Origin of the sequence: Exiguobacterium sp. RIT452 (genome assembly GCF_003598705.1) — a bacterium.
Lineage (GTDB): Bacteria > Bacillota > Bacilli > Exiguobacteriales > Exiguobacteriaceae > Exiguobacterium_A > Exiguobacterium_A undae.
Genome location: NZ_QXJB01000003.1, coordinates 194,413 through 217,974 on the forward strand (window position 1 = coordinate 194,413; position 23,562 = coordinate 217,974).

The 23,562-nt window shown below is 48.0% G+C and carries 21 protein-coding genes and 1 other annotated feature; of the genes, 8 read left to right on the top strand and 13 right to left on the bottom strand.

Annotation, left to right across the window (positions count from 1 at the left end):
• Positions 1-19: 19 nt before the first annotated feature.
• Positions 20-1,408, top strand: coding sequence for a TrkH family potassium uptake protein (locus D3D03_RS09950; protein WP_026831739.1), 1,389 nt, complete (start codon positions 20-22; stop codon positions 1,406-1,408).
• A gap of 63 nt (positions 1,409-1,471) precedes the next feature.
• Here the strand turns inward: D3D03_RS09950 and D3D03_RS09955 are convergent, their stop codons facing one another.
• From D3D03_RS09955 to D3D03_RS09965, 3 genes are read right to left on the bottom strand one after another with little or no spacing between them, the layout of a single operon-like run.
• Positions 1,472-2,215: a sugar nucleotide-binding protein gene (locus tag D3D03_RS09955; protein ID WP_119923473.1), complete on the bottom strand. Its 744-nt coding sequence runs from the start codon at positions 2,213-2,215 to the stop codon at positions 1,472-1,474.
• The gene (locus D3D03_RS09960; protein ID WP_026831741.1) at positions 2,212-3,297 is read right to left on the bottom strand and encodes an SDR family oxidoreductase; all 1,086 of its coding nucleotides are present in this window, start codon (positions 3,295-3,297) and stop codon (positions 2,212-2,214) included. Before D3D03_RS09960 ends, D3D03_RS09955 begins: the two co-directional genes overlap by 4 nt.
• Positions 3,294-5,438, bottom strand: coding sequence for a PAS domain-containing sensor histidine kinase (locus tag D3D03_RS09965; protein ID WP_119923474.1), 2,145 nt, complete (start codon positions 5,436-5,438; stop codon positions 3,294-3,296). Before D3D03_RS09965 ends, D3D03_RS09960 begins: the two co-directional genes overlap by 4 nt.
• Before the next feature lie 194 nt (positions 5,439-5,632).
• On the opposite strand from D3D03_RS09965, the gene D3D03_RS09970 reads away from it, so the two are divergent.
• Positions 5,633-6,157: a restriction endonuclease gene (locus tag D3D03_RS09970; RefSeq protein ID WP_026831743.1), complete on the top strand. Its 525-nt coding sequence runs from the start codon at positions 5,633-5,635 to the stop codon at positions 6,155-6,157.
• A 171-nt stretch (positions 6,158-6,328) separates the two neighbouring features.
• Entirely contained in the window at positions 6,329-6,805 is a 477-nt protein-coding gene (locus D3D03_RS09975; RefSeq protein ID WP_026827182.1) for an LURP-one-related family protein, read from the top strand.
• Between the two features lie 43 nt (positions 6,806-6,848).
• Here the strand turns inward: D3D03_RS09975 and D3D03_RS09980 are convergent, their stop codons facing one another.
• Positions 6,849-7,469 (bottom strand): DUF1836 domain-containing protein, encoded by a 621-nt coding sequence (locus D3D03_RS09980; RefSeq protein ID WP_026831744.1) that lies wholly within the window; start codon positions 7,467-7,469, stop codon positions 6,849-6,851.
• Between the two features lie 116 nt (positions 7,470-7,585).
• Here D3D03_RS09980 and D3D03_RS09985 point away from each other — a divergent pair, with 116 nt between their 5' ends.
• Positions 7,586-8,233, top strand: a complete 648-nt coding sequence (locus D3D03_RS09985; protein ID WP_026831745.1) for a diacylglycerol/polyprenol kinase family protein — start codon at positions 7,586-7,588, stop codon at positions 8,231-8,233.
• A gap of 1 nt (position 8,234) precedes the next feature.
• On the opposite strand, the gene D3D03_RS09990 is transcribed toward D3D03_RS09985, so the two are convergent.
• The 3 genes from D3D03_RS09990 to D3D03_RS10000 form a co-directional block, all read right to left on the bottom strand.
• Positions 8,235-9,098, bottom strand: coding sequence for a tetratricopeptide repeat protein (locus tag D3D03_RS09990; RefSeq protein WP_026831746.1), 864 nt, complete (start codon positions 9,096-9,098; stop codon positions 8,235-8,237).
• A gap of 115 nt (positions 9,099-9,213) precedes the next feature.
• Positions 9,214-10,338: an alanine dehydrogenase gene (gene ald / locus D3D03_RS09995; protein WP_026831747.1), complete on the bottom strand. Its 1,125-nt coding sequence runs from the start codon at positions 10,336-10,338 to the stop codon at positions 9,214-9,216.
• 120 nt (positions 10,339-10,458) lie between these two features.
• A complete protein-coding gene (locus tag D3D03_RS10000) occupies positions 10,459-11,676 on the bottom strand; it encodes a PucR family transcriptional regulator (protein ID WP_026831748.1) in 1,218 nt (405 codons plus the stop codon).
• Between the two features lie 158 nt (positions 11,677-11,834).
• On the opposite strand from D3D03_RS10000, the gene D3D03_RS10005 reads away from it, so the two are divergent.
• On the top strand, positions 11,835-13,211 hold the full coding sequence (locus tag D3D03_RS10005; protein ID WP_119923475.1) for an alanine/glycine:cation symporter family protein: 1,377 nt from the start codon (positions 11,835-11,837) through the stop codon (positions 13,209-13,211).
• Positions 13,212-13,318: 107 nt separating this feature from the next.
• On the opposite strand, the gene D3D03_RS10010 is transcribed toward D3D03_RS10005, so the two are convergent.
• From D3D03_RS10010 to D3D03_RS10025, 4 genes are all read right to left on the bottom strand, one after another.
• Positions 13,319-14,173: a sulfite exporter TauE/SafE family protein gene (locus D3D03_RS10010; RefSeq protein ID WP_119923476.1), complete on the bottom strand. Its 855-nt coding sequence runs from the start codon at positions 14,171-14,173 to the stop codon at positions 13,319-13,321.
• Between the two features lie 107 nt (positions 14,174-14,280).
• Positions 14,281-15,837: a solute symporter family protein gene (locus D3D03_RS10015; RefSeq protein ID WP_026831751.1), complete on the bottom strand. Its 1,557-nt coding sequence runs from the start codon at positions 15,835-15,837 to the stop codon at positions 14,281-14,283.
• Positions 15,834-16,160, bottom strand: coding sequence for a DUF485 domain-containing protein (locus D3D03_RS10020; RefSeq protein WP_028105470.1), 327 nt, complete (start codon positions 16,158-16,160; stop codon positions 15,834-15,836). The genes D3D03_RS10015 and D3D03_RS10020 overlap by 4 nt, the downstream gene beginning before the upstream one ends.
• 295 nt (positions 16,161-16,455) lie before the next feature.
• Entirely contained in the window at positions 16,456-17,100 is a 645-nt protein-coding gene (locus D3D03_RS10025; RefSeq protein WP_026831753.1) for a TVP38/TMEM64 family protein, read from the bottom strand.
• Positions 17,101-17,339: 239 nt separating this feature from the next.
• On the opposite strand from D3D03_RS10025, the gene trhO reads away from it, so the two are divergent.
• On the top strand, positions 17,340-18,257 hold the full coding sequence (gene trhO / locus D3D03_RS10030) for an oxygen-dependent tRNA uridine(34) hydroxylase TrhO (RefSeq protein WP_035387556.1): 918 nt from the start codon (positions 17,340-17,342) through the stop codon (positions 18,255-18,257).
• A 60-nt stretch (positions 18,258-18,317) separates the two neighbouring features.
• Here trhO and D3D03_RS10035 read toward each other — a convergent pair whose 3' ends face one another.
• Together D3D03_RS10035 and D3D03_RS10040 are read right to left on the bottom strand one after the other, a co-directional pair.
• Positions 18,318-19,097, bottom strand: a complete 780-nt coding sequence (locus tag D3D03_RS10035; protein WP_119923477.1) for an alpha/beta hydrolase — start codon at positions 19,095-19,097, stop codon at positions 18,318-18,320.
• 15 nt (positions 19,098-19,112) lie between these two features.
• Positions 19,113-20,789: a GGDEF domain-containing protein gene (locus D3D03_RS10040; RefSeq protein ID WP_119923478.1), complete on the bottom strand. Its 1,677-nt coding sequence runs from the start codon at positions 20,787-20,789 to the stop codon at positions 19,113-19,115.
• Between the two features lie 124 nt (positions 20,790-20,913).
• Positions 20,914-21,136: a binding site (T-box leader), on the top strand.
• 56 nt (positions 21,137-21,192) lie between these two features.
• Here D3D03_RS10040 and argS point away from each other — a divergent pair.
• Both argS and D3D03_RS10050 read left to right on the top strand, forming a co-directional pair.
• Positions 21,193-22,875 carry an arginine--tRNA ligase gene (gene argS / locus D3D03_RS10045; RefSeq protein WP_026831757.1) on the top strand — a complete coding sequence of 561 codons (1,683 nt, stop codon included), beginning with the start codon at positions 21,193-21,195 and terminating at the stop codon, positions 22,873-22,875.
• A 29-nt stretch (positions 22,876-22,904) separates the two neighbouring features.
• A complete protein-coding gene (locus D3D03_RS10050; RefSeq protein WP_026831758.1) occupies positions 22,905-23,510 on the top strand; it encodes a hypothetical protein in 606 nt (201 codons plus the stop codon).
• Positions 23,511-23,562 lie beyond the last annotated feature (52 nt).

The window sequence follows — 23,562 nt, forward strand, 5'->3', positions numbered from 1 at the left end:
ATATAGGAGGAGTACGAACATGTTTTCACATAAAAGACGTTCGCGATTAGCCAAGTTTGGACGGCTCGGGGAACTGATTTATCATCAATTTGATAAGCCGGCCCGGTTCATTGCGATGGGGTTTACCCTCACCATTCTGTTAGGGGGATTTTTACTCTGGTTGCCGGTCTCACAGCAAGCAGGACAAGAGGTTTCCTTTATTGATTGTTTATTTGTTGCGACGTCTGCCGGTACCGTAACCGGATTATCGCCGATCAACATCGCGGAAGCGTACAATCTGTTCGGGCAAATCATTTTAATGCTGTTGATTCAGGTCGGCGGACTTGGCTTCATGACGATTGCGCTTGTCTTATTGAGTGTAACCGGTCGGAAAATCGGGATTCGCCAACGCATCATCATTCAAGAGATGTTTAATCTCGACAGTCCGGGCGGAACGATTCGTCTGGTGCGGAATATCATCGTCACGACCGTCGTCGTCGAATTGATCGGTATGGTCCTGATTGCGCTCGACTTGTTTATTCAGTATAAGTACACATTCGGGAAATCGTTGTACTATGGGTTGTTCCACGCCATTTCGGCCTTCAACAATGCCGGCTTTGCGTTATGGGGCGACAACCTGATCGGTTTCCAGCAGGATACGACCTTTATCCTGACGATTGCCGCGTTATTGATGATTGGTGGACTTGGGTTCACAGTCATCGCCGACTTATCAGCGAAGCGCAGCTGGAAAAAGATTTCGCTCCATTCGAAATTAATGGTCATGTCGCTGCTTGTCATCAATGGTCTTGGTGTCATCGCAATGATGGTCTATGAATGGGTATCGAATCTCGGTTCACTCAAAGAGTATTCGTTTTTTGAGGCGCTCCATATCGTATTCTTCCAAGTCGTCACGACACGGACGGCAGGTTTTCAGACGATTGATCTGACGACGATGGTGCCGCTCTCGATCGGGCTCATGATGGTCTTGATGTACATCGGGGCAGGTTCGGCCTCAACGGGGTCGGGGATTAAGGTGACGACGGCTGCCGTCATTCTAAAGAATGTCTGGACCTATTTACGGGGGCAACGGGAAACGGTGTTGATGCGCCGGACCGTTCGACCACAAGCGATTCAAAAAGCCTATGCGATTGCCGTGTTCAGTCTGTTGTTCATCGCCTTGATCACGACGTTGCTTGCTTTATCGCAACCAAACGTGCCGTTTATCGGATTGTTTTTCGAAACGGTTTCAGCGTTCGGAACAGTTGGACTTTCTCTGAATGTCACAGCGGAATTAAATGACTTCGGAAAGTCCTTAATCATGTTCATGATGTTGCTTGGTCGGGTCGGATCCTTGACGATTCTCTTCACCTTTGCGACGCAGCACGACCGGACGATCCGTTATCCAAAAGAAAACATGTTGATTGGTTGAGTTTCTATCACAGTCAAAAAAGTGTCCTTCGTCCCGATCAATACGGGACGAAAGACACTTTTTTTAATGGACGAAGGACAGGCGTTCTGAAATCGGTCGGATGGCGACGCGTGCATCCGTCATCCGGTCATCGCGTGTCATGCGGTTGTCTTCGGTGATTTGCCACTTTGAACCGTGCAGAGTGTTCAAGGCGGTCACGATCTCAAAAAACGAATGGTTGGAATTCCCGTTCGCCAGATAAAGACCGGGCGTATACGTCGTAACAATCGTGTACAGCGTCTGTGCCGTATCTTCTAAAAAGGCGCAGGAAGGATACCACTGTGTGCTGGCGGGAATCGGACCGGTCACCGCGTGGCGTTCCAGATAATCAATCATATTATTGGATCCGGCTGCTTGTCCGATCTGCCAACCGATCCGGACGATGTACGCATCGGGGTTGACCGCTTGGATCAGACGTTCGCACGTTCGTTTGTATGCGCCGTATTCATCCGTTGCTGCCGGTGCGACCGTAGGATCATGCGGTCCTATTTGGTCGTCGGCATAGACGGAAGCGGTACTTGTAAACAGAAACGGAATGTTCCGTTCAAACGACAGTCGTGCAAGCGTTTCGGCGAATTCAGCCGGACCCATCCCGATATGGAGCAACAGGTCGGGTTGGACCCGGTCGATGAACGCCTCCATGATAGCAGGATCAGTCGTTGAGACGACGGACCGGTCCCAGGCGGTGATGTCGTAATGGTGGGAACGGAAGACGTCTGCAAGGACAGGAGCGACCGTTCCGTTCATCCCGGTGATTAAAACGTTCATAAGGTTTCTCCAATCTGTGAATGGTTTGTTTTGTAATAGGTGACGAGGCGGGGAATCAGTTCTGCCAAATCAGGGCAGATGATGCCTGTCCCGTCGAGGTCACGTAATGTGTTACTCGTATCATAGCGGACGGGATGGACAAAGTAATCGAGCGTCTGACGCTGCATCTGTAATCGTTTGGCGACGCGTGGCGTCAGCAACGATGTGACAAGACGAAACGGGACGACCCCGCGGGGATAGGACCCGTAATAGACGACATGCAGCATTTCGTAAATCGCCCGGGCGCCGTGCGGGAAGGGGTCCGTCAAATGATAGGTCATCCGGATTCCGGCTGGCGCATGACTCAAGTAAGTAGTCGCCGCAACGACATAATCATACGGAACGAGATTGACGAGTGCGTTCGCCCGACCGGCGTACGGCAAGGGGGCAAACGCGTCCAGCAGGCGAAGGGCGTTTAAGATAAAGTACACACCGTCCCATTTCGGTGTTTCGCCGGTTTGTGAATGTCCGACGACGATGCCGGGACGGATGATGGTATACGGAAGCGCACCGATTTCGTCGCGGAACCGGACTTCCGCTAAATATTTCGTTTCCTCATACGCATTTTTAAAATCAGCGTGATGAAGCAATTCCTGTTCGGATACCGTCCCTGTTCGTAAGCCGGAGACGTAAGCCGTGCTGAAGTAAACATATCGTTCCAGATGGACACATGTATGCGCCAGTCGTGTCACGTTGGATGTTCCGATGACGTTAATCCGGAACGCCAGGTCATACGAAGTCGCTAAATCATAACGGGCGGCGAGATGAAAGAGGTGGGTGACGCGGGACGCAAGCTCTTGCCGCGTTGTTTCCGGTAAGCCAAGTCCTTCTTTTGTAATATCACCTTCTATTAAAATCAACTGTTCTTCTTGTAAGGCAGTTGTCTTCAAAAAATGATTTTTCTGAGCCTCGGCGCCGGCCTGCTCCTGCTTAAGATAAAGCAGATAAAAGCAGTCAATCTGTTCCGGTACAAGCGCGAGTCGTTCGACAAGCTTCGTTGCCAAAAAACCCGGGAAACCGGTCATCAGGTAAGTTCGTTTCATAGTTTCTCAAATTCCTTTCGTGGATCGAGATCCAGTACGATCGTGAACGTCGATCCCTGATTCAGTTCCGATTCGACGGAAATGGCACCACCGTGCGATTCAATGATTTCCTTGCAGATGGCAAGTCCCAGCCCCGTGCCGCCTATCTTGCGGATGGCCGAATTATCGACCCGGTAAAATTTCGTGAAAAGCTTATCAAACGCATTTTGTGGAATGCCGAGTCCATAATCGATGACGGTCAAACTGGCTTGATCCGCCGTTTTCTTCAAGTGAACATCGATGTGGTCACAGGAAGGAGAATATTTGATGGCATTTGATAACAGATTGATGATGACTTGTTTGATCTTGTTTTCGTCGGCAAAGATCATGATCGGGTCATCCTCCAGATGGACCTGAATCGTGTGGGTTTCGGCATGTTCGCCAAACGTCTCGATCGTTTCGAGCAGGAGTTGGCGTAAGGAGAAGGCCTTGAAGACGTAATCTTGTTTACCGCCTTCCATCCGTTGAATATCCAAAAAGTCATCTAACAGTGTCGTCAGCCGCTTGGCTTCTTCATGGACGATTTGAATGTAGCGCGTCGTTTTCTCCTGTGTCGGTTGCCGGTAGCGCAGCAGTTCCATGAAGCCGAGAATCGAGGCGAGTGGTGTGCGTAATTCGTGTGATACGGTGCTGACGAGTTCATCTTTGACTTGATCCATTTTTTGTTCCTCTGTCCGGTCACGGAAGACAAACAAAAAACCATGCCGGGAAAAGCGGCTGCGTTCTTTTTTGATCGACGTCGCATAAAATTCAAAGTAATGATTACTGGATTCATCCGGCTGCTGTAACATGAACCGGAAAGAAATTTCGGAATGTTTTCCGGCCAGTAACTCTTCAACTTGCTGCAACATGGCATAACGGGTTGCTAAATCCAGATTTGGGATCATGCTGATCCGTTCCTGAATCTTACTGGGGGCGATGCCCGGGACATCCAGTAATTTTCGCGCCTTGACGTTCATGTAGATAAAGCTGCCGTCTTCCTCCGTCAGTAAAAAGCCTTCATTGGAAGCTTGAAGAATGGACTGGGTGATGTCCCGCTGACGCATGATGGCATTTTTTTCGCGTTCCAACATTTTTTCGATTTTTTTCCGTTCACTGATATCCCGAACGACAGCGACACGCATCCGTGTTTTATCGTAGGTGATTTCACGCGGGAAAACCTCAATTTCGACAGACGTTCCATCCGCCCGCCGCCCGATGACTTCATACGGTTCCTCATAGTGGGCGGCGATGCGTCGCATAACAGACTCTTGAAATTCAGGTTGAATGAAATCGAGAATCTGATGTCCTTTCATCAGTTCGAGTTTCGTCCGAAAGATAATTTCAGCGGCACGATTGGCATCGAGGATCACACCTTGATCATGGAAGATGACCGCTTCTAAAACGGACTCGGCAATCAGCCGGAAACGGCGTTCACTTTTGGCAAGATGCGTTTCGACTTGTTTTTGTGAACTGATGTCCGTGATGAACAAGAAAAATCCGCCGTTTTCAAGTCGTGTCATATAGAGGCGTCCTTGAAAACGTGAGCCGTCTTTTCGATGATAGGTCCATTCGTTTTCCGTATCCCGACCGTGAAGTAAAAGAATATCTTCATCCGCCAGATTCTTTAGATTCAACTGTTCCAGATGCTGTTTTCGAAGTTGAAATTCGTCTGCATCATGCAAGGAGATAGGTGTGACGTGGTCGAGCGGGTGCGTCAAATCAAATCCGAACAGTGTACTCGCTGTTTCATTCATCGAGGTGATGAAGAAATTCGAGTCGGTCACAAGCAAGGCGGCATCGATCGTTGAGTTCAACAGCTGTCTTAAGTCGAGTGATTTGATGGTCACCAGATAAAAATCAGTCTGCTCCACCGGCGAAAATGTTAACGCATAGGGAGGGGAGACAATCCGGACCTGATGAGAGAGTGGAAAAAGTGTTTCTTCTATTGAAAAAAACGAAGTGAGCGAAACATCAGCTGACATTGTCAGGAATTGTTTATGAAATGCAGGATTCGCAAAGTCGATCATACCTAGTCGATCAACCAACACGACAGGTTCTTCGAGAGCGCGTAACGTTGCATGGATGACTCTGCTTGAAGAAGGAGATGAATGTTCTGCCATGAGCTGCCTCCTTAAAAGAAATAAAAACGACCCGATTGCCGTTAACGATGCGTAGTGCTGTTCACTACGTACTCTTTCTCTTTATTCTCCACTCGGATATGACGTTCCTCTTTCAGAAACAAGGGAACGGTAAATTTTAGTATGATGAAAAAGAAACGAAAATCGAACGATACGAAAAAGGAGTAAAAATGACGATGCAGAAACGGACGAAACGAAGGCTGATTGCCTTGCTATTCGCATTTATCGGAATAATTGGATCTTATTTTATTTCGAGTTCATGGGAACCTTTAATCTTGATTATCAGTATAGTAGGGTGTATACTCTTTTTAATCCTTTCTTTCCTGACACCATCGCTTGAAAATCGACTGGATCGGATGGAAGGCAGAGAGTTTGAAGAATGGTTGGTCGAGCTTTTTGAAACAGCCGGGTATCGTGTCGAGTTGACACCGGCCTCACGTGATTTCGGAGCAGATTTGTTGATTGAAGACGCACAAGGGTATAGGATTGCGATTCAAGCGAAACGATACAGTTCAGCAGTTGGTTTGGAAGCCGTGCAGCAAGTGGCTGCGGCTGTCCCGTTTTACGACATGGATGAAGGATGGGTCGTTACGAATTCGACTTATACGGAAGCCGCTTATCAGTTGGCGGAACCGAACCGGATTCGATTGATTGACCGAAAAGAATTACTGGAATTTGCCCATGAGATTGGCTTTCGCTAAGGTTGTCGAATGATTGTCGACAAAAGGGGGTTGTCAATTTGTTCAAACGGTGCAATAATCATTTTCGTTAACGAAATATCAGTCAGATAAAGAAAATCAAATTATTAGGAATGTCTAAATATACTGGGGACGAAATACCAGCACTTTTTAGCAGTGAGAGGAGAATTTCTGTTGCGCAAAGTTGTCTATGTGCAGGGTTGCGTTTTTTCGCAAGGTCATGCCGCGATTTATGATGAATCGCACCAAATGATTGGTGCAGTTCAACACGACGAAACGGGTCGTGTCCAAGTAATGAATGGTGAAGGTAGAGGGGTAGCGTTTGGTAAGTTCATCCCGACATGTAAAAAATGGGTCGTGATGAACCACGATGGTCAAGAAGTAGGTCAAATGCGTGAGAAATTTTCACTCTTCTCGAAGAAATGTGAGTATAACGTGTATGAACGTGGCACGTATACGATTTCCTTCGACCTGACAAAAGGAAAATTCTCAGTTCGGAGTTCAGCAGGCGAAGTCGTCGCAGAATTATTGCAGGACGGTGATGAGTACCGCCTTGTCAAAGATGCGGATAAACTGTCGATGTATGAACTGCTCTCTGTCTTAAAAAGTCTGACGAATAACGTCAACTACAAATCGCTTACAGCGGTCTAACCCAAAAGATGTCCCCCGATTCATCGGGAGACATCTTTTTTTATTAAGTGTGTAAGACATGTTGCAGGCGTTGCTTCGCTTCGTGCGTCAGATGCGATATACGGCGTGCATAGAGACAAAGCTGAAGGACATGGACCGTTTCAGGGCGGTAGGCGTTGATGCGTTCTAATGAGCGTCTCAGACGTTTTTCCGTCAATTCAATCGGGCCACTGGTTTCGGCATGTTGTGTATAAACAAGATAAAAATCGAGGGGACTGATCAAATCATCTTCATCGATATTCGGGTTTTTAAAGACAATCGTCAACAACTCCCGTGTTTCTTCTAATGAAAAGAGATGCTTCAAATCATCGAGCAAATAAATGATGGCAGCTTGGTTGATTGAATATTTTTTACCACGGTGCGGGACACCAATGATGTCTCGGACTTCTCGTTTCGTCCAGTTTTGAATCGTCGTTGCCGACATATGTTCCCCGATCAATGCATTGGCAAGATGGACGATTTCATTAATGGACAAACCATTTTTTGTTGGGTCGAACTGTTTGAGACGTGTCATTACTTTTGGAAGCTCAGCTTCCTCTTCAGAAACGAGTGTACCGATTCCTTTGCCTTCTTTTAAACGAAGCAGGCAGCCAGATAACGTTTGAACTGCTTGAGCATCATACATTCAGAATACTTCCTCTCTAGAACGTCATTTGACCTTATGTTAACAAATGGAGGTTCGAAAGAGCAAACGCCAATCGAACGAAGTACAATGGAACTATCAGAAAAAGGGGGATTCGTATGGAGTGGATTGCTGCAATTGGAACAATCGTCATCGTCGGAATCGTCTTAGCCGGATTGGAGTGGACAGGACGAAAAATACAGGCACAACCCGAAACGGTTCGAAAATGGATTCATATCGCGGTCGGACATTGGGTCTTTCTGGCGCTTGCCTGGATCGATCAGTGGTACATTGCAATCGTCCCGTTGCTGTTCTTTACGGTTGTAAATCTCATCACCTTAAAACGAGGTAACGGACAGATGAATCAAGTCGAGCGGATTTCCTACGGGACGGTGTATTATCCAGTCGCCTTGGCTTTATTGGTCATGTTATTTTTCGAACAGGAACCGATGGCTCTCGTCGCAGGAAGCATGGTTCTGGCCTGGGGAGACGGATTGGCCGCTCTCGTCGGGAAACGTTTTGGAAAAACATTTTATACCCGCGGAAACATAAAGCGGTCGTTTGAGGGGAGCATCGCGATGTTCCTCGCCTCGTTCCTTGTCCTGACGGTAACATTTTTGTTTTATGAATTACCGTCTTGGCTCGCCGTCAGCTACGGATTTTTACTGGCCAATATCGCCACGTTGATTGAAGCCGTTTCGTACCGGGACACCGACAACCTGTTGATTCCATTGACGATTGGTGCCCTCGTCGCCTTTGCGCTTTAAGTCATCCGCGGTGCTGCAGGCGATTCATCCAGTACCGCGACCGGATGGACAGATACAACGGAACGGATCGCAGTCCGGCATGACGAAACGTCAAGTCGCGGCACATATCGGTGAACATCTTGCGGTACATCCGTTCGTCGGATTGATCATGGATGGCTGCCCACATACTATGTTCGACCATCAAAGACAGAAGCGAATCGAGCCGCGCAGTGGTTGCTTCGTCCGGTTCACCGTCAAGTGTCTTACAAAAAGCGTCATACCGCATTTCAGCGTTATTAGCGGCAATGGCATGAAACACCATATCGTGCCGATGTTCAGGAATTTCGAGCAGTATTGCGTAGAGCGATTCCAAGACATAGTCGTCATGATCCGGCATCGACTGCATCATATCGACCATCATCAGTGTCCCTTCTCTGTCAGGACCGATCTTTTTCAAATACTGGAGAGCGTGATGCGCAGCCTCCCCATGAAAGGTACGGTCATAATAATGAACGGCAAGGTAACGATGGACGATCGGTTCGCCCGGGAAAAGCTTGAGGGCAGTCAAGAAATGTTGTTCTGCCTCATGTTGAAATTGCTCCATTTCGCTCATCAAACCGAGAAGCAGATGAGCCCGGACATGATCTCCCGTCTTGTCTCGCGCCAACTCGATTTGTTGACGTGCCGCTGAAAATTCTTTCGCATGAAACAAAGTATAGGCCTGTGCGATGCCGAGAAGGGGATGGGTCGGTGCTAACTTCTGAAGGTATTGGATTTTTTCATGCAGTCCATCCATCTCGTTTTCAGAAGTCAGGTGATTTAAGAGATCAAGTTCCGCAAAGGGAATCGTGATGTCGTTTGAATGTGCGTGTAACGTATGTGTCATATCTAGTCCACCTTATGTCATGTTATCTTTTCATCATAATCATATAGGATATCTGACATAAGAAACAGTCCGTTGCGCGAAGCAACGGACTGTTTCTTATTTGCATATGATGCGATTAAGCGTGCAAGTGCAGAACATCCTCAACGGATTTATACGTGTAACCTAAGTCGCGTGCAACAGCTTCGTACGTGACGAACCCTTGCGCGACATTCAGACCTTTTTCAAGAGCCGGATTCTCAGCGAGTGCGCGGTGTGTGCCTTTGTTTGCGAGTTCCAGAACATAAGGAAGTGTCGCATTCGTCAAAGCGAGTGTCGATGTGCGGGGAACAGCACCCGGCATGTTGGCAACAGCATAATGGACGACACCGAATTTCTCATATGTCGGATCATCATGTGTTGAAATCCGATCGACGGTTTCAAAGATACCACCTTGATCGATGGCAACGTCCACGATGACAGAGCCCGGTTTCATCCGCTCGACCATCTCAGCCGTGACGAGTTTTGGCGCTTTTGCTCCCGGAATCAAGACGGCACCGACGACGAGGTCACTTTCAGCGACTGCTTCCGCAATCGTGTACGGATTTGAGATCAGTGTATTGATTGAATTCCCGAAAATGTCATCCAATTGACGGAGACGTTCCGGACTGACATCGATGATGGTGACATCTGCACCAAGACCAACTGCAAGTTTCGCTGCGTTTGTTCCAACGACTCCACCGCCGATGACCGTGACTTTACCGCGACGGACACCAGGAACACCTGCTAACAGGATGCCCATACCGCCGTGTGGTTTTTCAAGGAACTGAGCTCCGATTTGTGACGCCATCCGACCAGCCACTTCGCTCATCGGTGTTAAGAGTGGTAACGTCCGGTTTTTTTCAACCGTTTCGTAAGCAATGGCTGTGATGTTTGAATCAACGAGTGCGCGTGTCAATTCAGGTTCTGCCGCGAGGTGCAAGTACGTGAACAGTGTCAGTTCTGGACGGAAATATTGGTATTCCGAAGCAACCGGTTCTTTTACTTTGAGTGCAAGCTCAGCAGTGGCCCACACTTCAGCAGCTGTTTCGATGATTTGTGCACCGGCCTGCGTATATTCTTCGTTCGTAAAGCCACTCCCCATACCGGCTGTTGTTTCGACGATGACCGTATGTCCTTGACCCGTTAAGGCTGCTACCCCAGCAGGCGTTAACGCAACACGGTTTTCGTTATTTTTAATTTCCTTTAATACTCCGATGATCATAAATGCGATCCCCTTTCGCGAATAAACAAACAGTGTTTCACTTCCCCTTCAGTATACGAGAAATGAAAGCGTTCTACTTTATCGGCGATTTCAAAAATACAGACAATCCTTTGTGAAAAATCACAAAGGATAACGGTCTGCTTTTAAATACAAGTAAAGGAGCGCACGTTCCGGGAGCGACTCCATCCGAATGCCGGCTTCTTCTTCGATCCGGCGCATCCGGTACAGGATTGTATTCGGGTGGACGTGCAGATGGGAAGCCACCTGCTTGACGTTCCCGTCATAGTGAAGGAACCATTCCAACGTTTCACATAAGGAGGCAGCATGTTTGCCGTCATACGCACGCAACCGCTCAATCTCTTCAAGCCGGACGGTCCGTCGGCGCAAGCGTTCGGAAAAGATCGGCAACAGTTGGAATAACCCGAGTCGCTCATACCGGGTCACCGCGTCCAACTCAAAGGGAAAGGCATCCTTTAGCCGTAAGACGATTCCCGTCTCTTCGTAACGGTCCGGAATGGATTGGACACCGGTGAACACTTCGCTGCTGGCAGAAATGAAGTTCGTATAATTGAACCGTTCCGCGAGCATTTGTCGAAACGATTGGATGAAGGCGTCAAATTGAAGCCGTTCGTGTTGGGCATCTTGATCGTTTGTGCTGATCCACAAAATAAAATCCGTTTCATCATACGCATACAGGAGCGGACGAACGGTTTGCTGAATCGTCAGCAAGTAACGCAACCGATCCGCAAGACGGGGTGTGATGGCCTCCGAGAAGCGGATCACCATCAACCGACTGATGCCGGGTGGAGCCAAGTGCAGTTTCGAAAAGGTCTTCAGGATTTCCGATTCAGGCATGTCTTCATGAAGCAATTCAAAAAAGAACTGTTCTGATTTTTCTTCCTGCCGTTTCTTTTGCATGTCAATCGCGAGCAGCTGACGTTGGGCAAGCAGGGCACCTTTTTTTAAATCTGCCAATTCCGTTGTTGAAAAAGGTGTGGTCCGGGCGATCGACCAAATGTAGCCGAGAATTTCCGTATCCTGTTTAATGGCGATTGCCACCCGGTCATTCAGACCGACACCGGTCCGAGCCGAAATGATGAGAGGTTCATCTTGGGCAGCCAGATTTTGAATGACTTCATCTTTCCAAAGTTGATCGATGACGGATTCCGGAACCCGTCGACCGATGATGGTTGCAATCCGGGCCGGGTCCGTATCGGCAGTATGGGTACTGTAAGCCAGTAATCGATGATTTCGATCCTCAATCGTGATGGGGGCGTTTAAGGCGATTCCGATGGCTTCCGCCAAATCATCGAGTGAATGGTAGGTCGCTTCTAACATAAAGGCATTCCTTCTTTCTCTCTGAACATGCTGATGTTCTCAGTATATCTTGGTTTGTGTAAAATCACAAAAAGTTTCGTAATGGATTGTAAGATTAAACAAACTTGTGCTAAGGTGGGCGACAGAGTATAGGTTAAAGAGAGAGAGGATCAACGAATATGGATGTGTTACAACTAATTTCTTCATGGATCTGGGGAATTCCCAGCATGGTCTTGTTGGTCGGGACAGGACTGTACTTTACGATTCGTTTACGCGGCTTACAATTTCGGCGCTTAAAACAAGCGTTTCGTCTGGCGTTGACGAAATCTGAGCATGGTAAAGGGGAAATCAGCAGTTTTCAAATGCTGATGACATCACTTGCTGCGACGATCGGAAACGGGAACATTGCGGGTATTGCCGTCGCTTTGACGATGGGTGGACCGGGTGCTGTCTTTTGGATGTGGATCATCGGATTGATTGGAATGGCGACCAAATATGCCGAAAGTTTACTTGCGATTCTTTACCGCGAACGAAATGATCGCGGGGAAGTAGTCAGTGGACCAATGTATTATATTGAAAAAGGGCTTGGAAAAGGATTTAAACCGCTCGCGGTTGCCTTTGCGATTTTCGGTTTAATCGCGTCGTTTGGTGTCGGGAATACGGTTCAAGCCAACGCGATGTCGACAGTATTGAATCAGACGTTCCACGTTCCGTTGCTTGCATTCGGGATCCTCTTGGCGATTGCGGTCTACTTTTCAATCCGAGGCGGATTGGAACGGATCAGCTCGATCTCGACGATTTTTGTACCCTTGATGAGTCTGCTCTACATTTGTGCTGCACTTTTGATTTTAGTCATTCAGGCGGATCAAGTGTTACCGGCACTTGGATTGATTGTGCAATATGCATTTGAACCGCTTGCGCCGGCGGGAGCGTTCACGGGTATTTCCATCATGGTTGCGATGCAAGTTGGGGTCGCGCGCGGAATCTTCACGAACGAAGCAGGGCTTGGAACGGCTGCCTTGATTGCAGGTTCGGCTAAAAGTGAACGTCCGGCGGAACAAGGGTTGATTTCGATGACCAGTACGTTCATCGTGACCATCATCGTTTGTACGATGACGGCGCTCGTGTTGATGACGACTGGTTTTTGGGATCCGACGGGCGGGGAGTTATCGGGTGTTGCCCACGATGCGTCGCTGTCTGGCGCAGCATTGACTTCAGCCGCATTTACAAGTGTCCTTGGATCAAGCGGAGCCTGGATTGTTGCTTTTTCGGTGTTCTTCTTCGGCTATTCGACGATTATCGGATGGTACGTCTACGGAGAAAAATGTTTGGAGTATTTGAGTGGTGCGACACGTTTTAATGAAGCGTACCGGATCGTTTTTGCGGTTGCTGCATGTTACGGTGCGGTGGCGAATCTGGAGCCGCTTTGGCTGGTTGCGGATATCGCGAATGGGCTGATGATGATACCGAACTTGATCGGTATGTTGTTGCTGTCGAAAATCGTCATCGATCATACGAAACAATATGAGGCGGGAACGATTCGACGGGTAGCATGATGAAATCAGATGAAACGAGAAACGAGGATGGCAGATTTACAATCTGCCATCCTCGTTTTTTTTGCAATTGATGTTGTGTGCAGACTGCTGCACGTAAGAAAAATAAGTTACCGTTTCGCAGAACGTCTTCGACCATAGACGACCAGGGTCAATAAAAAGACGAGGCTGAGGGCAATCAGCACAATCAAGGAAGCAACGTTGAAATGAAGCACTTCTAGAAGCACACTCAATGCAACCGTTAAATAGAAGATGCCCAAATATTTTTTGACAAAGGCACTCTCGAAATGTGCCAACTGTTTGGCACCGATCGGCGCACCGAGCAAAGCTCCGACGATCAGCATGATACCGACGATGAGGTCAACATCGGTACTCGCGACCGTGTAGTTGACGAGACCGGATAACACAATCAATAACGCAGAAGCGATACTTGTTCCGACGGCACGTTTGAGTTCATAACCGGCAATCCCGACCAGTAACGGTGTAATGATGAATCCACCGCTGACCCCGAGTAAAGACGAGATGAAACCGGCGAACAAGCCGATGAAAGCAAGGGCAAGATAGCGGTTTTTCCAACCTGTCTGAGGATCGGTCGTTGATTTGGGGCGCAAGAATTTATTGGCGAAGTATAATAACAGACCGATGTAGACGATCGAGATGACCATATGCGCCCCGTTCACTTCTTCCAATCGAAGAACGATGGGAGTAGCGATGGTAGAGCCGATGATACCGACTAAACCGACTACCAGACTGTCACGCCAAACGACGTTTTTTAAACGGAGATGGGACAGCGTACCGGAGACCGTTGAGCCCAATGTCAGCATTAAACTCGTCGCGATGGCGACACTTGGTGCAAAACCGAGAATCAACAATAACGGAGTCAGAATGATTCCGCCGCCGATTCCGAAAAAACCAGAGATGATGCCAATGAAAAATCCGAGAGGTAAAAAATAATAAAAGTCCATCTATGCCATTCCTTTCACGATCTATAATACGGTAAGTATGGCAATCTACCTGCAAAATGTAAAAGGGAACGGCTCCTTCAAGGGGGTTGAAGGAGCCGTCGAGGGGATTATTCTTTGGATGCAGCCACTTCCGTCGCTGTATCGATGCCGGTATTGGCTTTGACGAGAATCCGTTCGAAGTTACCGGCAACCTCGTCGGATTTTGTAACAAGCGTCCCGATGATCGCACCTAGAAAACCAAGTGGAATCGAGACGATTCCTGGATTCGCCAGCGGGAATAGAGCTTCCCCGACGAACAAGGCTGAACCGTCGACTGCCCAGATATTCGGACTGAGCGCAACGAGAATCAGAGAAGAAAAAAGTCCAACCATCATTCCGGTGACGGCTCCGCCAGTACTGAAACGGCGCCAGAAAATCGTAAGCAGAATGACGGGTAAATTGGCACTTGCCGCAACAGCAAAGGCAAGCGACACCAAGAAGGCGACGTTCATGGATTGGGCAAACAGGGCCAAGACCATTGAAACGAGCGCGACGGCAATCGATGCCAGCCGAGCAGCCGTCATTTGTTCTTTTTCCGTCGCTTGTCCTTTACGTAAGATGTGACTGTAGAAGTCATGGGCAAAGGCGGAAGCGGCAGACAGGACCAGTCCGGCAACTACGGCGAGGATCGTCGCAAAGGCGACGGCAGCTACGAAGGCAAAGAGTAAGTCGCCGCCGAGTGCTTGAGCAAGCAGAGGGGCTGCCATGTTTCCGGCAGCGTTTGCGGCAATGATATCTTCCGAACCGACAAACGCGGCAGCTCCAAAACCAAGGAAAATCGTTAAGATATAAAACGCACCGATGATCCATGTTGCATACACAACGGATTTACGGGCAGTTGGTGCATCCTTGACGGTGAAAAAACGAATTAAGATATGCGGCAGTCCGGCTGTTCCGAGGACAAGCGCCAAGTTCAAGGAAATCGTATCAAGCGGCAGCTTAAACTTATTCCCTGGATTCAAGAACGAATCGCCGAGTGGTGTCGCTTGTTTGACTTCAGAAAACATCTTCATGATTGAAAAATCAAACTTCGCAAATACCATAAAGGAGATCACTGCTGTTCCGGCCATCAAAAGCACGGCCTTGATAATTTGCACCCACGACGTCGCGGTCATGCCGCCAAAGACGACGTAGACCGTCATCAGGATACCGACGATGATGACACTCGTTGTGTACGGGATACCTAGCAACAGTTCAATCAAGGCACCGGCTCCGACGAGCTGGGCGATCATATAGAAAATCGAGATGACGATTGAGTTCATCGCGGCGACACCCCGGACTTTGGAAGCGTTGAAACGGGCCGCGATCATATCCGCCATTGTATATTTTCCTAAATTTCGCAACGGTTCAGCGACGAGATAGAGCACTACGAGATAAGCGACGAGGAAACCAATCGAATAAAAAAATCCGTCAAAACCGGCTAAGGCGATCATACCGGCAATTCCTAAAAAGGAAGCAGCCGACATGTAATCTCCAGCGATGGCCATTCCGTTTTGGGCTCCGGTCAGCCCGCCGTCCGCTGTATAAAAGTCATTGGCTGTTTTGGTTTTGCGTGCGGCAAAATATGTAATGACGAGTGTCAAACCGACAATCGCCGCAAACAGGGCGACAGCTGTATAATTCATCGGGACTCCTCCTTGATCTGTTCGACCAATCGGTCAAACGAACGGGCTTTTTTGTTATAGAGGGTACAGAACGTCCACGTCATGATGAATTGAAGGAAAGCAAATAGCCAAGCACCTGTGATATCTCCGATCAGCGGTTGATTTAAAAATGTAAAATAGCTCGTCATGACAGGGAGGGTAAAATAAAAGACAAGACAAAACAGAATCGCAGGGATGATAAAGCTGTTCTTTTCATGCATCAGTTGTCGAAATGAAGCACTTTCGACAATCGTCTGTGCGGAGCGTGTCGTCTCCGTCTTCGTCGATTCCGATACTTGGTGCATAGGGACGCCTCCTTTAAAAATGAATTTAAATTCATTATAGAGACAGTCCGGTTGGAAAATCTATCCTAATTTAATGAAGGAAAAACATGAAATTATACTAATATTGGTCTTACCAATTTAATGTAAGCGTTTCCAATGTTGAACAAAATGTGAACGGTATTTAAGTATAATAACGATGTGAGAAAATGATTCAAAAGTCCTGTGTCTAAATGGACGCAAAACCTGACCGTTCAATCACTTAAAAGCGACAGATCTCTTTGAGGATAAAAGAGATCTGTCGCTTTGTGCGGATAAGTTATTTGTTATTGTGTTCGATGTCTTGCTCAATTTCGCGGAGCACTTTCGAACGACGGGCGAGGGCACGCCGTTTGATGATTTCTTCCACTCCGCGGCTGACTCCCCAGATGGCGAGTAAAATCAGGAACAGGAAAACAAGTCGAATCGGTCGTTCTAAAAAAGTCGACCATTCTTTACCGATTAAGGAAAAGATGATGACGACAATCAATCGACCGGCTCCGGCTGCAATCAAGTATGTCCGAAGCGACAGCTGAATCATCGCCGAAATGGATGTAATGATGAATGCCGGCATGAACGGGAGTGAGAAGAAAAACCCGAGTGAAATCGGACTCATATGCCGGACACGTTCAATCCATTGTTGTGCGCCTTTATGTTGTTCAAGCCACCGTGTGACGGGGCGGCGAAATAAATAACGAATACAAGCGAAAACGACAAGTGAACCAAGCATACTTCCGACCCACGAGACTAACACACCCATCCAAAAACCATATGTTGCTGCGTTAGCAGAAATGATCAAGACTAACGGAAGGAATGGAAACAAGGATTCAAGAAACGGGGCAATTAATCCAGTCGAAGCTCCGCCTGGAAGATCCTGAAGAAACGTAATCATCTGTTCAATCCACTGACGGACGGTTTGGAGCATTCGAAATCCTCCTTACAAAATAAACTGCTATGTTCTATTTTAACTCTTTCGTCGTCAGAAAGGGAGAGACATTATGTAATCGTGATCCGTAACATAGCAATTGTACAATTCAAACGAAGTTGGTATCATACTTAAATGGGTGCGTTTTGCAGGCGTTCCCAGCTAGCTAATAGCTATGACGCTTCGTTCGCCAACGTTCGTTTTACTGCAAAAAACTGACATGGGGGCCAATGAGGATTATGAAACCTTATCGCGTACTATTATTTTATAAGTATGTTCCAATCGACAATGCGGAACAAGTAACAAAGGAGCATCTTGCCTATTGCAAAGAGCTCGGCATCAAAGGAAGAATCTTGATCGCACCGGAAGGAATCAACGGAACGTTGTCCGGAACGGTCGAACAGACAGAACAGTACATGCAAGACTTGCTTGCGGACCCACGGTTTAGTGACATCGAGTTCAAAATCGATGAGGTCGACGAGCATGCCTTCAAAAAAATCTTTGTCCGTTACAAGAGTGAGCTCGTGACATGGCGTTTTGAAGATGAATTCAACGTGCCGGAAGAACATGCAGCCTATCTCGAACCGGCTGAGTGGAAAAACATGATGCAAAATGAAGATGTCGTCATCTTAGATGTCCGGAACAACTATGAATACGATCTCGGGCATTTTAAAAATGCCGTCAAAGTCGACGTGGACGCATCACGGGAATTCCCACAATGGCTCGATGAAAATGAGCACCTGTTTGAAGGGAAAAAAGTCCTGACGTATTGCACGGGCGGTGTCCGCTGTGAAAAATTCACGGCCTACTTCCGGAAACGTCAAAACAGTGATGACATCTTCCACCTTAAGGGCGGCGTCGTCATGTATGGAAAAGATGAAGCGACACGTGGAGAAGACTGGGAAGGCGAATTGTATGTGTTTGATGAACGTGTACAAGTACCTGTCAATGAAGTCAACCCGACCGTCGTCTCGACCTGTTACTACTGCGGGAAAGACGAGACACGTTATGTGAATTGTGCGAACCCGGAATGTAATCGTCAACACTTCTGTTGCGAGGACTGCGAACCGAAAGTGATGCGGTCTTGTTCAGATGAATGCCGTGAGCATCCGCGGAATCGTTATATCAAAGAACAGGCGGAAGCACTCGTCAAGTAAACACAACCAATCAGAACAGGCTGACGGCATCCTCACGGGGAATGCCGTCAGCCTGTTTTTTTACGATGAAAACAAGAAGCGGAGAATATCCGGCATCCGTTTGGCCCATTCCGTTTCGTGGTGAACGGCATTTGGAATGACAGTATAGGTCGCACTGTCGACTTTTTTCTGTACCGCTTTGGCGAGCACATCATTCGTGTGCAAATAATCATTTTCGGTCATCGGTCCACTGACTTCTTTTGTGCCGACATCCATGTAGCAACGATGCTGTTCCGATAGACGGGGGCTGCGCTCGATGAACTCCAGTAAGGAGGAGAAGTTGGCCCAGCCGGCGGTCGACAAGGCGGCGACACGTGTGATGATTTCAGGATAGGCGAACAATCCATAAAGTGAAATCACGCCGCCCATCGAACTCCCGATCATGGTCGTGTCGGTCGGGATCGTCGCGTAATGTGTGTCGATATGCGGTTTTAATTCGTGGACGATCCAGTCCATATACTGCTTGCCGTTTCCGCCAATCGTTGTCCGGTGGGAAGGATAGGCGGTGCGCATGAGCAGAGCTTCATCCGTCCAAGGGGCATATTCGTCATATCGATCCATCCCGTCGTCCGGGCTGTCGATGGCGACAATCATCGCATGCAACTTGACCGCATGCAACGCATGATGGACTTCCCAGCCTTTTCCGAAGGACGCGGTTTCGCCGCTGAACACATTTTGCCCGTCGTGCATGTAGATGACAGGGAGTGCTTCTTCGGCTGACAGTTCCGTCGGACGGTAAATCCGGATGGTCCGAGGTGATTTCAGCATCGGGATGGTGTGTTCGATTTCAATAATGGACAAAGTAGTCACGACCTTTCAAAGATTAGCGTAATGGGCGGTACAGTTTCGACCGTTATGTTTGCCGCCGACATAAAGGGCATGATCGGCTTGACGAAGCGACTCTTCAAAGGTCCGTTCACCCGGATGCTCGACCGTATCGACGCCGAGACTGATTGTGATCGATAAGCGGTGTCCGTCGACCAAAAAAGGGCGGTCAAGAACAGCATGACGAATGATCTCTGCGAAATCAATCGCCTGCTTCTGCGGACACTGGTGGAGCAAGAGGACAAACTCTTCTCCACCGTAACGGGCGGCAAAGACATCCTGCCGTGTTTGCTGCAAGGACCGGATACGGCGTCCGAGTTCACGAAGAACGAGATCGCCGACTTTATGACCATACGTGTCATTGACATACTTAAAGTGATCGATGTCGAACAGAATAATCGACAACGGATAACGGTCGGAGTTGAATTGATAGGCGCCCTCTTCATAAAAAGCACGGCTGTTGGACAGTTCCGTCAACGCATCGGTTCGACTTTCAGCATAGAGCTGATGCGTTTCCTGAGAGCGATGCAGCGAACGACAGAAAATCCGGAGTAAACGCGACAACTCATCCGCCTTTGCCTCATCGTAGGCATCGGCTATTTGATGAAACAATACAATCGAGACATCGACGTCTTCGTTCGTAATCGAAGGAATGGCGAGCATCGAATGCCGGTCGACCGGCAAATCGATTTGGATGTCTTGCCCCCAATCAAACCGGAGACCGTGGATGATGGGCGTCTGAAGTTGCTCGGCCGACAACGAATGAAACAAGGGAAGGACATCGATGACCGTCTTTGTCCGGATGTTGTAGATGATTTGTTTCCGTTGCTGTTGAATCGAAATCCAGCCTTCCGAAAAGTCAATCAGTTGGGGCAAATCAATCAATAACGAGTCGATCGTCTCGCGTTCGAAACGGGAAATCAAGAGGTGCTCTTTCGCATCGTCAAACCGCTTGGCATTTTCGTTGGCTTCGATTGTCACGCCCCGTTGCTGAAGCAACCGTTTGAACAAAAGCAAGATGAGGGCCGAGACGGAAGCAGCGATGAGCGGATTTTCATCATAAAACCAGATGCCGAGAAACGCACACAGCATGCTCGTCCCGTAAACCAGCGTCTGCAAACGGACAAGGCGGATCCAATCATATTTCAGATAGAGGACACGATTGACGAAACGGCACTGCACGTAAGAGACGAGCATGACCGCCGTCAAGTATCCTAAAAAAGGAATAATCGCTTCCGAGTACGTGAATCCAGTGCCGATCGGGCCGCCGAGCGCCAAGTAAACGAGTGATGGACAAGCGAGATAAAACAAATCAAACAAGACGTTGATCGGATACAAGTATAAAAATCGTTTGAGACGGATTTCTTTTTTATGAGAGAAAACTTGAAAGATGATGATGCCGATTTGGCTGAGCAGGATCGACGGCAACAAACCATAGTTGAGGAAGATGAACAAGATGATACCCTCTTGAAAGGTATAATAAATTCCGCCACGACGGACGTTATCGAATTGGAATAAAATGATGAGTGCCAGAAGATAGACGGCATTACCAAAAGAAAGTGGAAAGTCCATCAGCGTCGGACGTGCGAGTAAAGCAAAGGTGAGCAGACCGGCAACGAGACACAACACAAGCCAACTCGTCCGTGCCACTTTTTGATAGTAGACCACAATGCGTCCCCTCCTTTAACAGTCCTTCCCTACTTATACCCGTTTTGTGGAAATTATGATGAGGGATTTACAAAAAAATAAGGTTGAGAGAATGAAGGGGATTGCGTATAATGTGGAAGATATCAAACAATCAATGACGAAGAAAGTAACGGGATCATTTGATCGACCAGCGAATCAGGGAATGGTGGAAGCCTGAATGGATTGAAAAACCGTGAAACGCACTTCCGAGATGCTATCCGAATCAACCTGATCAGGCGTAGCCGGGGGACCCCCGTTATCCCCAGTTAAAGTGGGTGTCGCACTGTCGACACCAAGAAGAGTGGTACCGCGGTCATTCCGTCTCTTTGCGTGTTGCGCAAAGGGCGTTTTTTATTGGAAAAAATAAACTGTTGGAGGGAATAACATGAGTTATAAGCAACAATATGCGGAAGTATTACACAGCGTGATCGGTGATGCGTTGTCGCAACAAGAGATTGAACAACTGATTGAACAACCGAAACATGAGGACCACGGAGATTTGGCTTTCCCTTGTTTCCAACTCGCGAAAGCATTCCGGAAAGCACCGATGATGATTGCGACGGAACTGGCTGAAAAAATCGATAATCCACTTTTTTCAAATGTTCAGGCTGCCGGACCATACGTCAACGTCTTCTTGAACCGGGAAATCGTTTCGCGTGAAATCGTCAAACGTGTGTTAGACGAGCAACAGGCATACGGTTCAAGTGAGCCGACCGGGAAAACAATCGTCACCGACTTCTCGTCTCCGAACATCGCGAAGCCGTTTTCAATGGGGCACCTCCGTTCAACGGTCATCGGAAACGCATTGAACCAGATTTCACGGAAAAAAGGATACGAAGTCGTCGGCATCAATCACCTCGGAGACTGGGGAACACAGTTCGGCAAGCTGATGGTTGCTTACAACATGTGGGGCAAGGAAGAAGATGTCCGCGCTGAGCCAATTAAAGAATTGCTCAAACTGTACGTTCGTTTCCACGAAGAGGCGGAAGAAAACCCGGGCTTAGAAGATGAAGGTCGTGCCTGGTTCAAAAAACTCGAACAGGGTGACGAGCAGGCGACGGCACTTTGGACATGGTTCCGCGAAGTGTCACTTGTTGAATTCAACCGTGTGTATGAAATGCTGGGTGTCAGCTTCGACAGCTTGAACGGGGAAGCATTCTACAATGACAAGATGCAACATGTCATCGATTTGCTCGAAGAAAAAGAGTTGCTGGTCGAGTCGGAAGGTGCGATGGTCGTCGACCTCGAAGCAGAAGGAATGCCTCCTGCCTTGATCAAGAAAAAAGACGGAGCGACGTTGTATGCGACACGTGATTTGGCGGCTGCCGTGTATCGTCTTGAGACATACGGTTTTGAGCAAGCCTTTTATGTTGTCGGCGGTGAACAAGCGTTGCACTTCAAGCAATTGTTCGCAGTCTTGAAAAAACTTGGCTTTGAAAATGTCGACGGCATGCACCATGTACCGTTTGGTCTGATCATGAAAGACGGCAAAAAGATGTCGACACGTAAGGGTCGGATCGTTCTCTTAGAAGAAGTCCTTCAAGATGCGATTAATGTCGCAAAACAGAACATCGCCGAGAAAAATCCTAACCTGGCGAATGCGGAGCAGACGGCACGTGAAGTGGGTGTCGGCGCTGTTATTTTCCATGATCTTAAAAATGAGCGGATGAACAACATTGAATTTGATCTCGAACAAATGCTGAAGTTTGAAGGAGAAACGGGTCCGTACGTCCAATATACGAATGCACGGGCAAATTCATTATTGCGTAAAGGTGAATACGACGGTTCAGCGTTTGCCGGAAGTGCGGACGATTACTCATGGGGCGTCGTGTCGATGCTGAACCAGTTCTCGACCGTGATTGACCGTGCGTTTACACGTCGCGAGCCTTCAATCATCAGCCGGTACGTGCTTGACTTAGCACAAAGTTTCAACAAATATTACGGACAAGTCCGTGTTTTAGAAGACGACGCAGAAAAACAATCTCGCCTTGCACTCGTAAAATCGGTTACGATTGTATTGACGGAAGGATTACGCCTGCTTGGTGTAGGTGCTCCAGAAGAAATGTAAGTAAATCAGATTAAAGATGGGGTTATTATATGAACAAAGAGACAATGGAACGGTTGCAGCACGCTTCTACACAAATGAACCAGGAAGATTTGGCAGCATCAGTTGCTTTCATTGCAGACTTCCATGGAAAAGTCGCAGCATGGCTTCCGGGAGAATCGGTCGATTTCGTATTTGATTTCGTGACAGCACCCGGAGCGGATCAAATTGCGCCGATCAGCGGTGATGCACTCGAAACAAAAGGAAATTTCGAATTCTTCATGGTGAAAAAACAGACACGTAAAAAACTAGGTGAGCTGTTGGCACTTTGGAAAGCACCACGCACAAAAGAAACATTAAACCAAATCGATGCGATTGGTCTGAAGAAATGGTTGGCACGTAATGAATTCCGCTCGGAAGACAAGCCGTGGGATTACTTGAACCGCCTGCATGTCTTGTTATTCCTCGATCAAATGACGACGGTCATCGATGATCATCAATTGACGACGTTGTATGAGCAAATCGTCCGGAAAACACCGGTGCCGACTAGCTTCGTCCGTCGCCAAGGTGAAGTCCGTCGTGTCGTGAACCAGTTTGCGGATAAAACGGAGTTCACACAAGTCGATTTAGTCCGTGCGTCACTCGTCCGTTACTTGTAAAACATATGAAAACGCAGAACCCCCCGTCTCCTCACGGTACAGTGAATGGAGG

Coding starts and splice junctions, on each gene's coding strand:
- D3D03_RS10050 (WP_026831758.1), top strand. CDS start 22,905: ATGAACAAAGAGACAATGGAACGGTTGCAGCACGCTTCTACACAAATG.
- D3D03_RS09955 (WP_119923473.1), bottom strand. CDS start 2,215: ATGAACGTTTTAATCACCGGGATGAACGGAACGGTCGCTCCTGTCCTT.
- D3D03_RS10025 (WP_026831753.1), bottom strand. CDS start 17,100: ATGCTCCAAACCGTCCGTCAGTGGATTGAACAGATGATTACGTTTCTT.
- D3D03_RS09970 (WP_026831743.1), top strand. CDS start 5,633: ATGCAGAAACGGACGAAACGAAGGCTGATTGCCTTGCTATTCGCATTT.
- D3D03_RS10000 (WP_026831748.1), bottom strand. CDS start 11,676: ATGTTAGAAGCGACCTACCATTCACTCGATGATTTGGCGGAAGCCATC.
- argS (WP_026831757.1), top strand. CDS start 21,193: ATGAGTTATAAGCAACAATATGCGGAAGTATTACACAGCGTGATCGGT.
- D3D03_RS09980 (WP_026831744.1), bottom strand. CDS start 7,469: ATGTATGATGCTCAAGCAGTTCAAACGTTATCTGGCTGCCTGCTTCGT.
- D3D03_RS09960 (WP_026831741.1), bottom strand. CDS start 3,297: ATGAAACGAACTTACCTGATGACCGGTTTCCCGGGTTTTTTGGCAACG.
- D3D03_RS10005 (WP_119923475.1), top strand. CDS start 11,835: ATGGATGTGTTACAACTAATTTCTTCATGGATCTGGGGAATTCCCAGC.
- D3D03_RS10020 (WP_028105470.1), bottom strand. CDS start 16,160: ATGCACCAAGTATCGGAATCGACGAAGACGGAGACGACACGCTCCGCA.
- D3D03_RS09950 (WP_026831739.1), top strand. CDS start 20: ATGTTTTCACATAAAAGACGTTCGCGATTAGCCAAGTTTGGACGGCTC.
- D3D03_RS09990 (WP_026831746.1), bottom strand. CDS start 9,098: ATGACACATACGTTACACGCACATTCAAACGACATCACGATTCCCTTT.
- D3D03_RS10010 (WP_119923476.1), bottom strand. CDS start 14,173: ATGGACTTTTATTATTTTTTACCTCTCGGATTTTTCATTGGCATCATC.
- D3D03_RS09965 (WP_119923474.1), bottom strand. CDS start 5,438: ATGGCAGAACATTCATCTCCTTCTTCAAGCAGAGTCATCCATGCAACG.
- D3D03_RS10015 (WP_026831751.1), bottom strand. CDS start 15,837: ATGAATTATACAGCTGTCGCCCTGTTTGCGGCGATTGTCGGTTTGACA.
- trhO (WP_035387556.1), top strand. CDS start 17,340: ATGAAACCTTATCGCGTACTATTATTTTATAAGTATGTTCCAATCGAC.
- D3D03_RS09985 (WP_026831745.1), top strand. CDS start 7,586: ATGGAGTGGATTGCTGCAATTGGAACAATCGTCATCGTCGGAATCGTC.
- ald (WP_026831747.1), bottom strand. CDS start 10,338: ATGATCATCGGAGTATTAAAGGAAATTAAAAATAACGAAAACCGTGTT.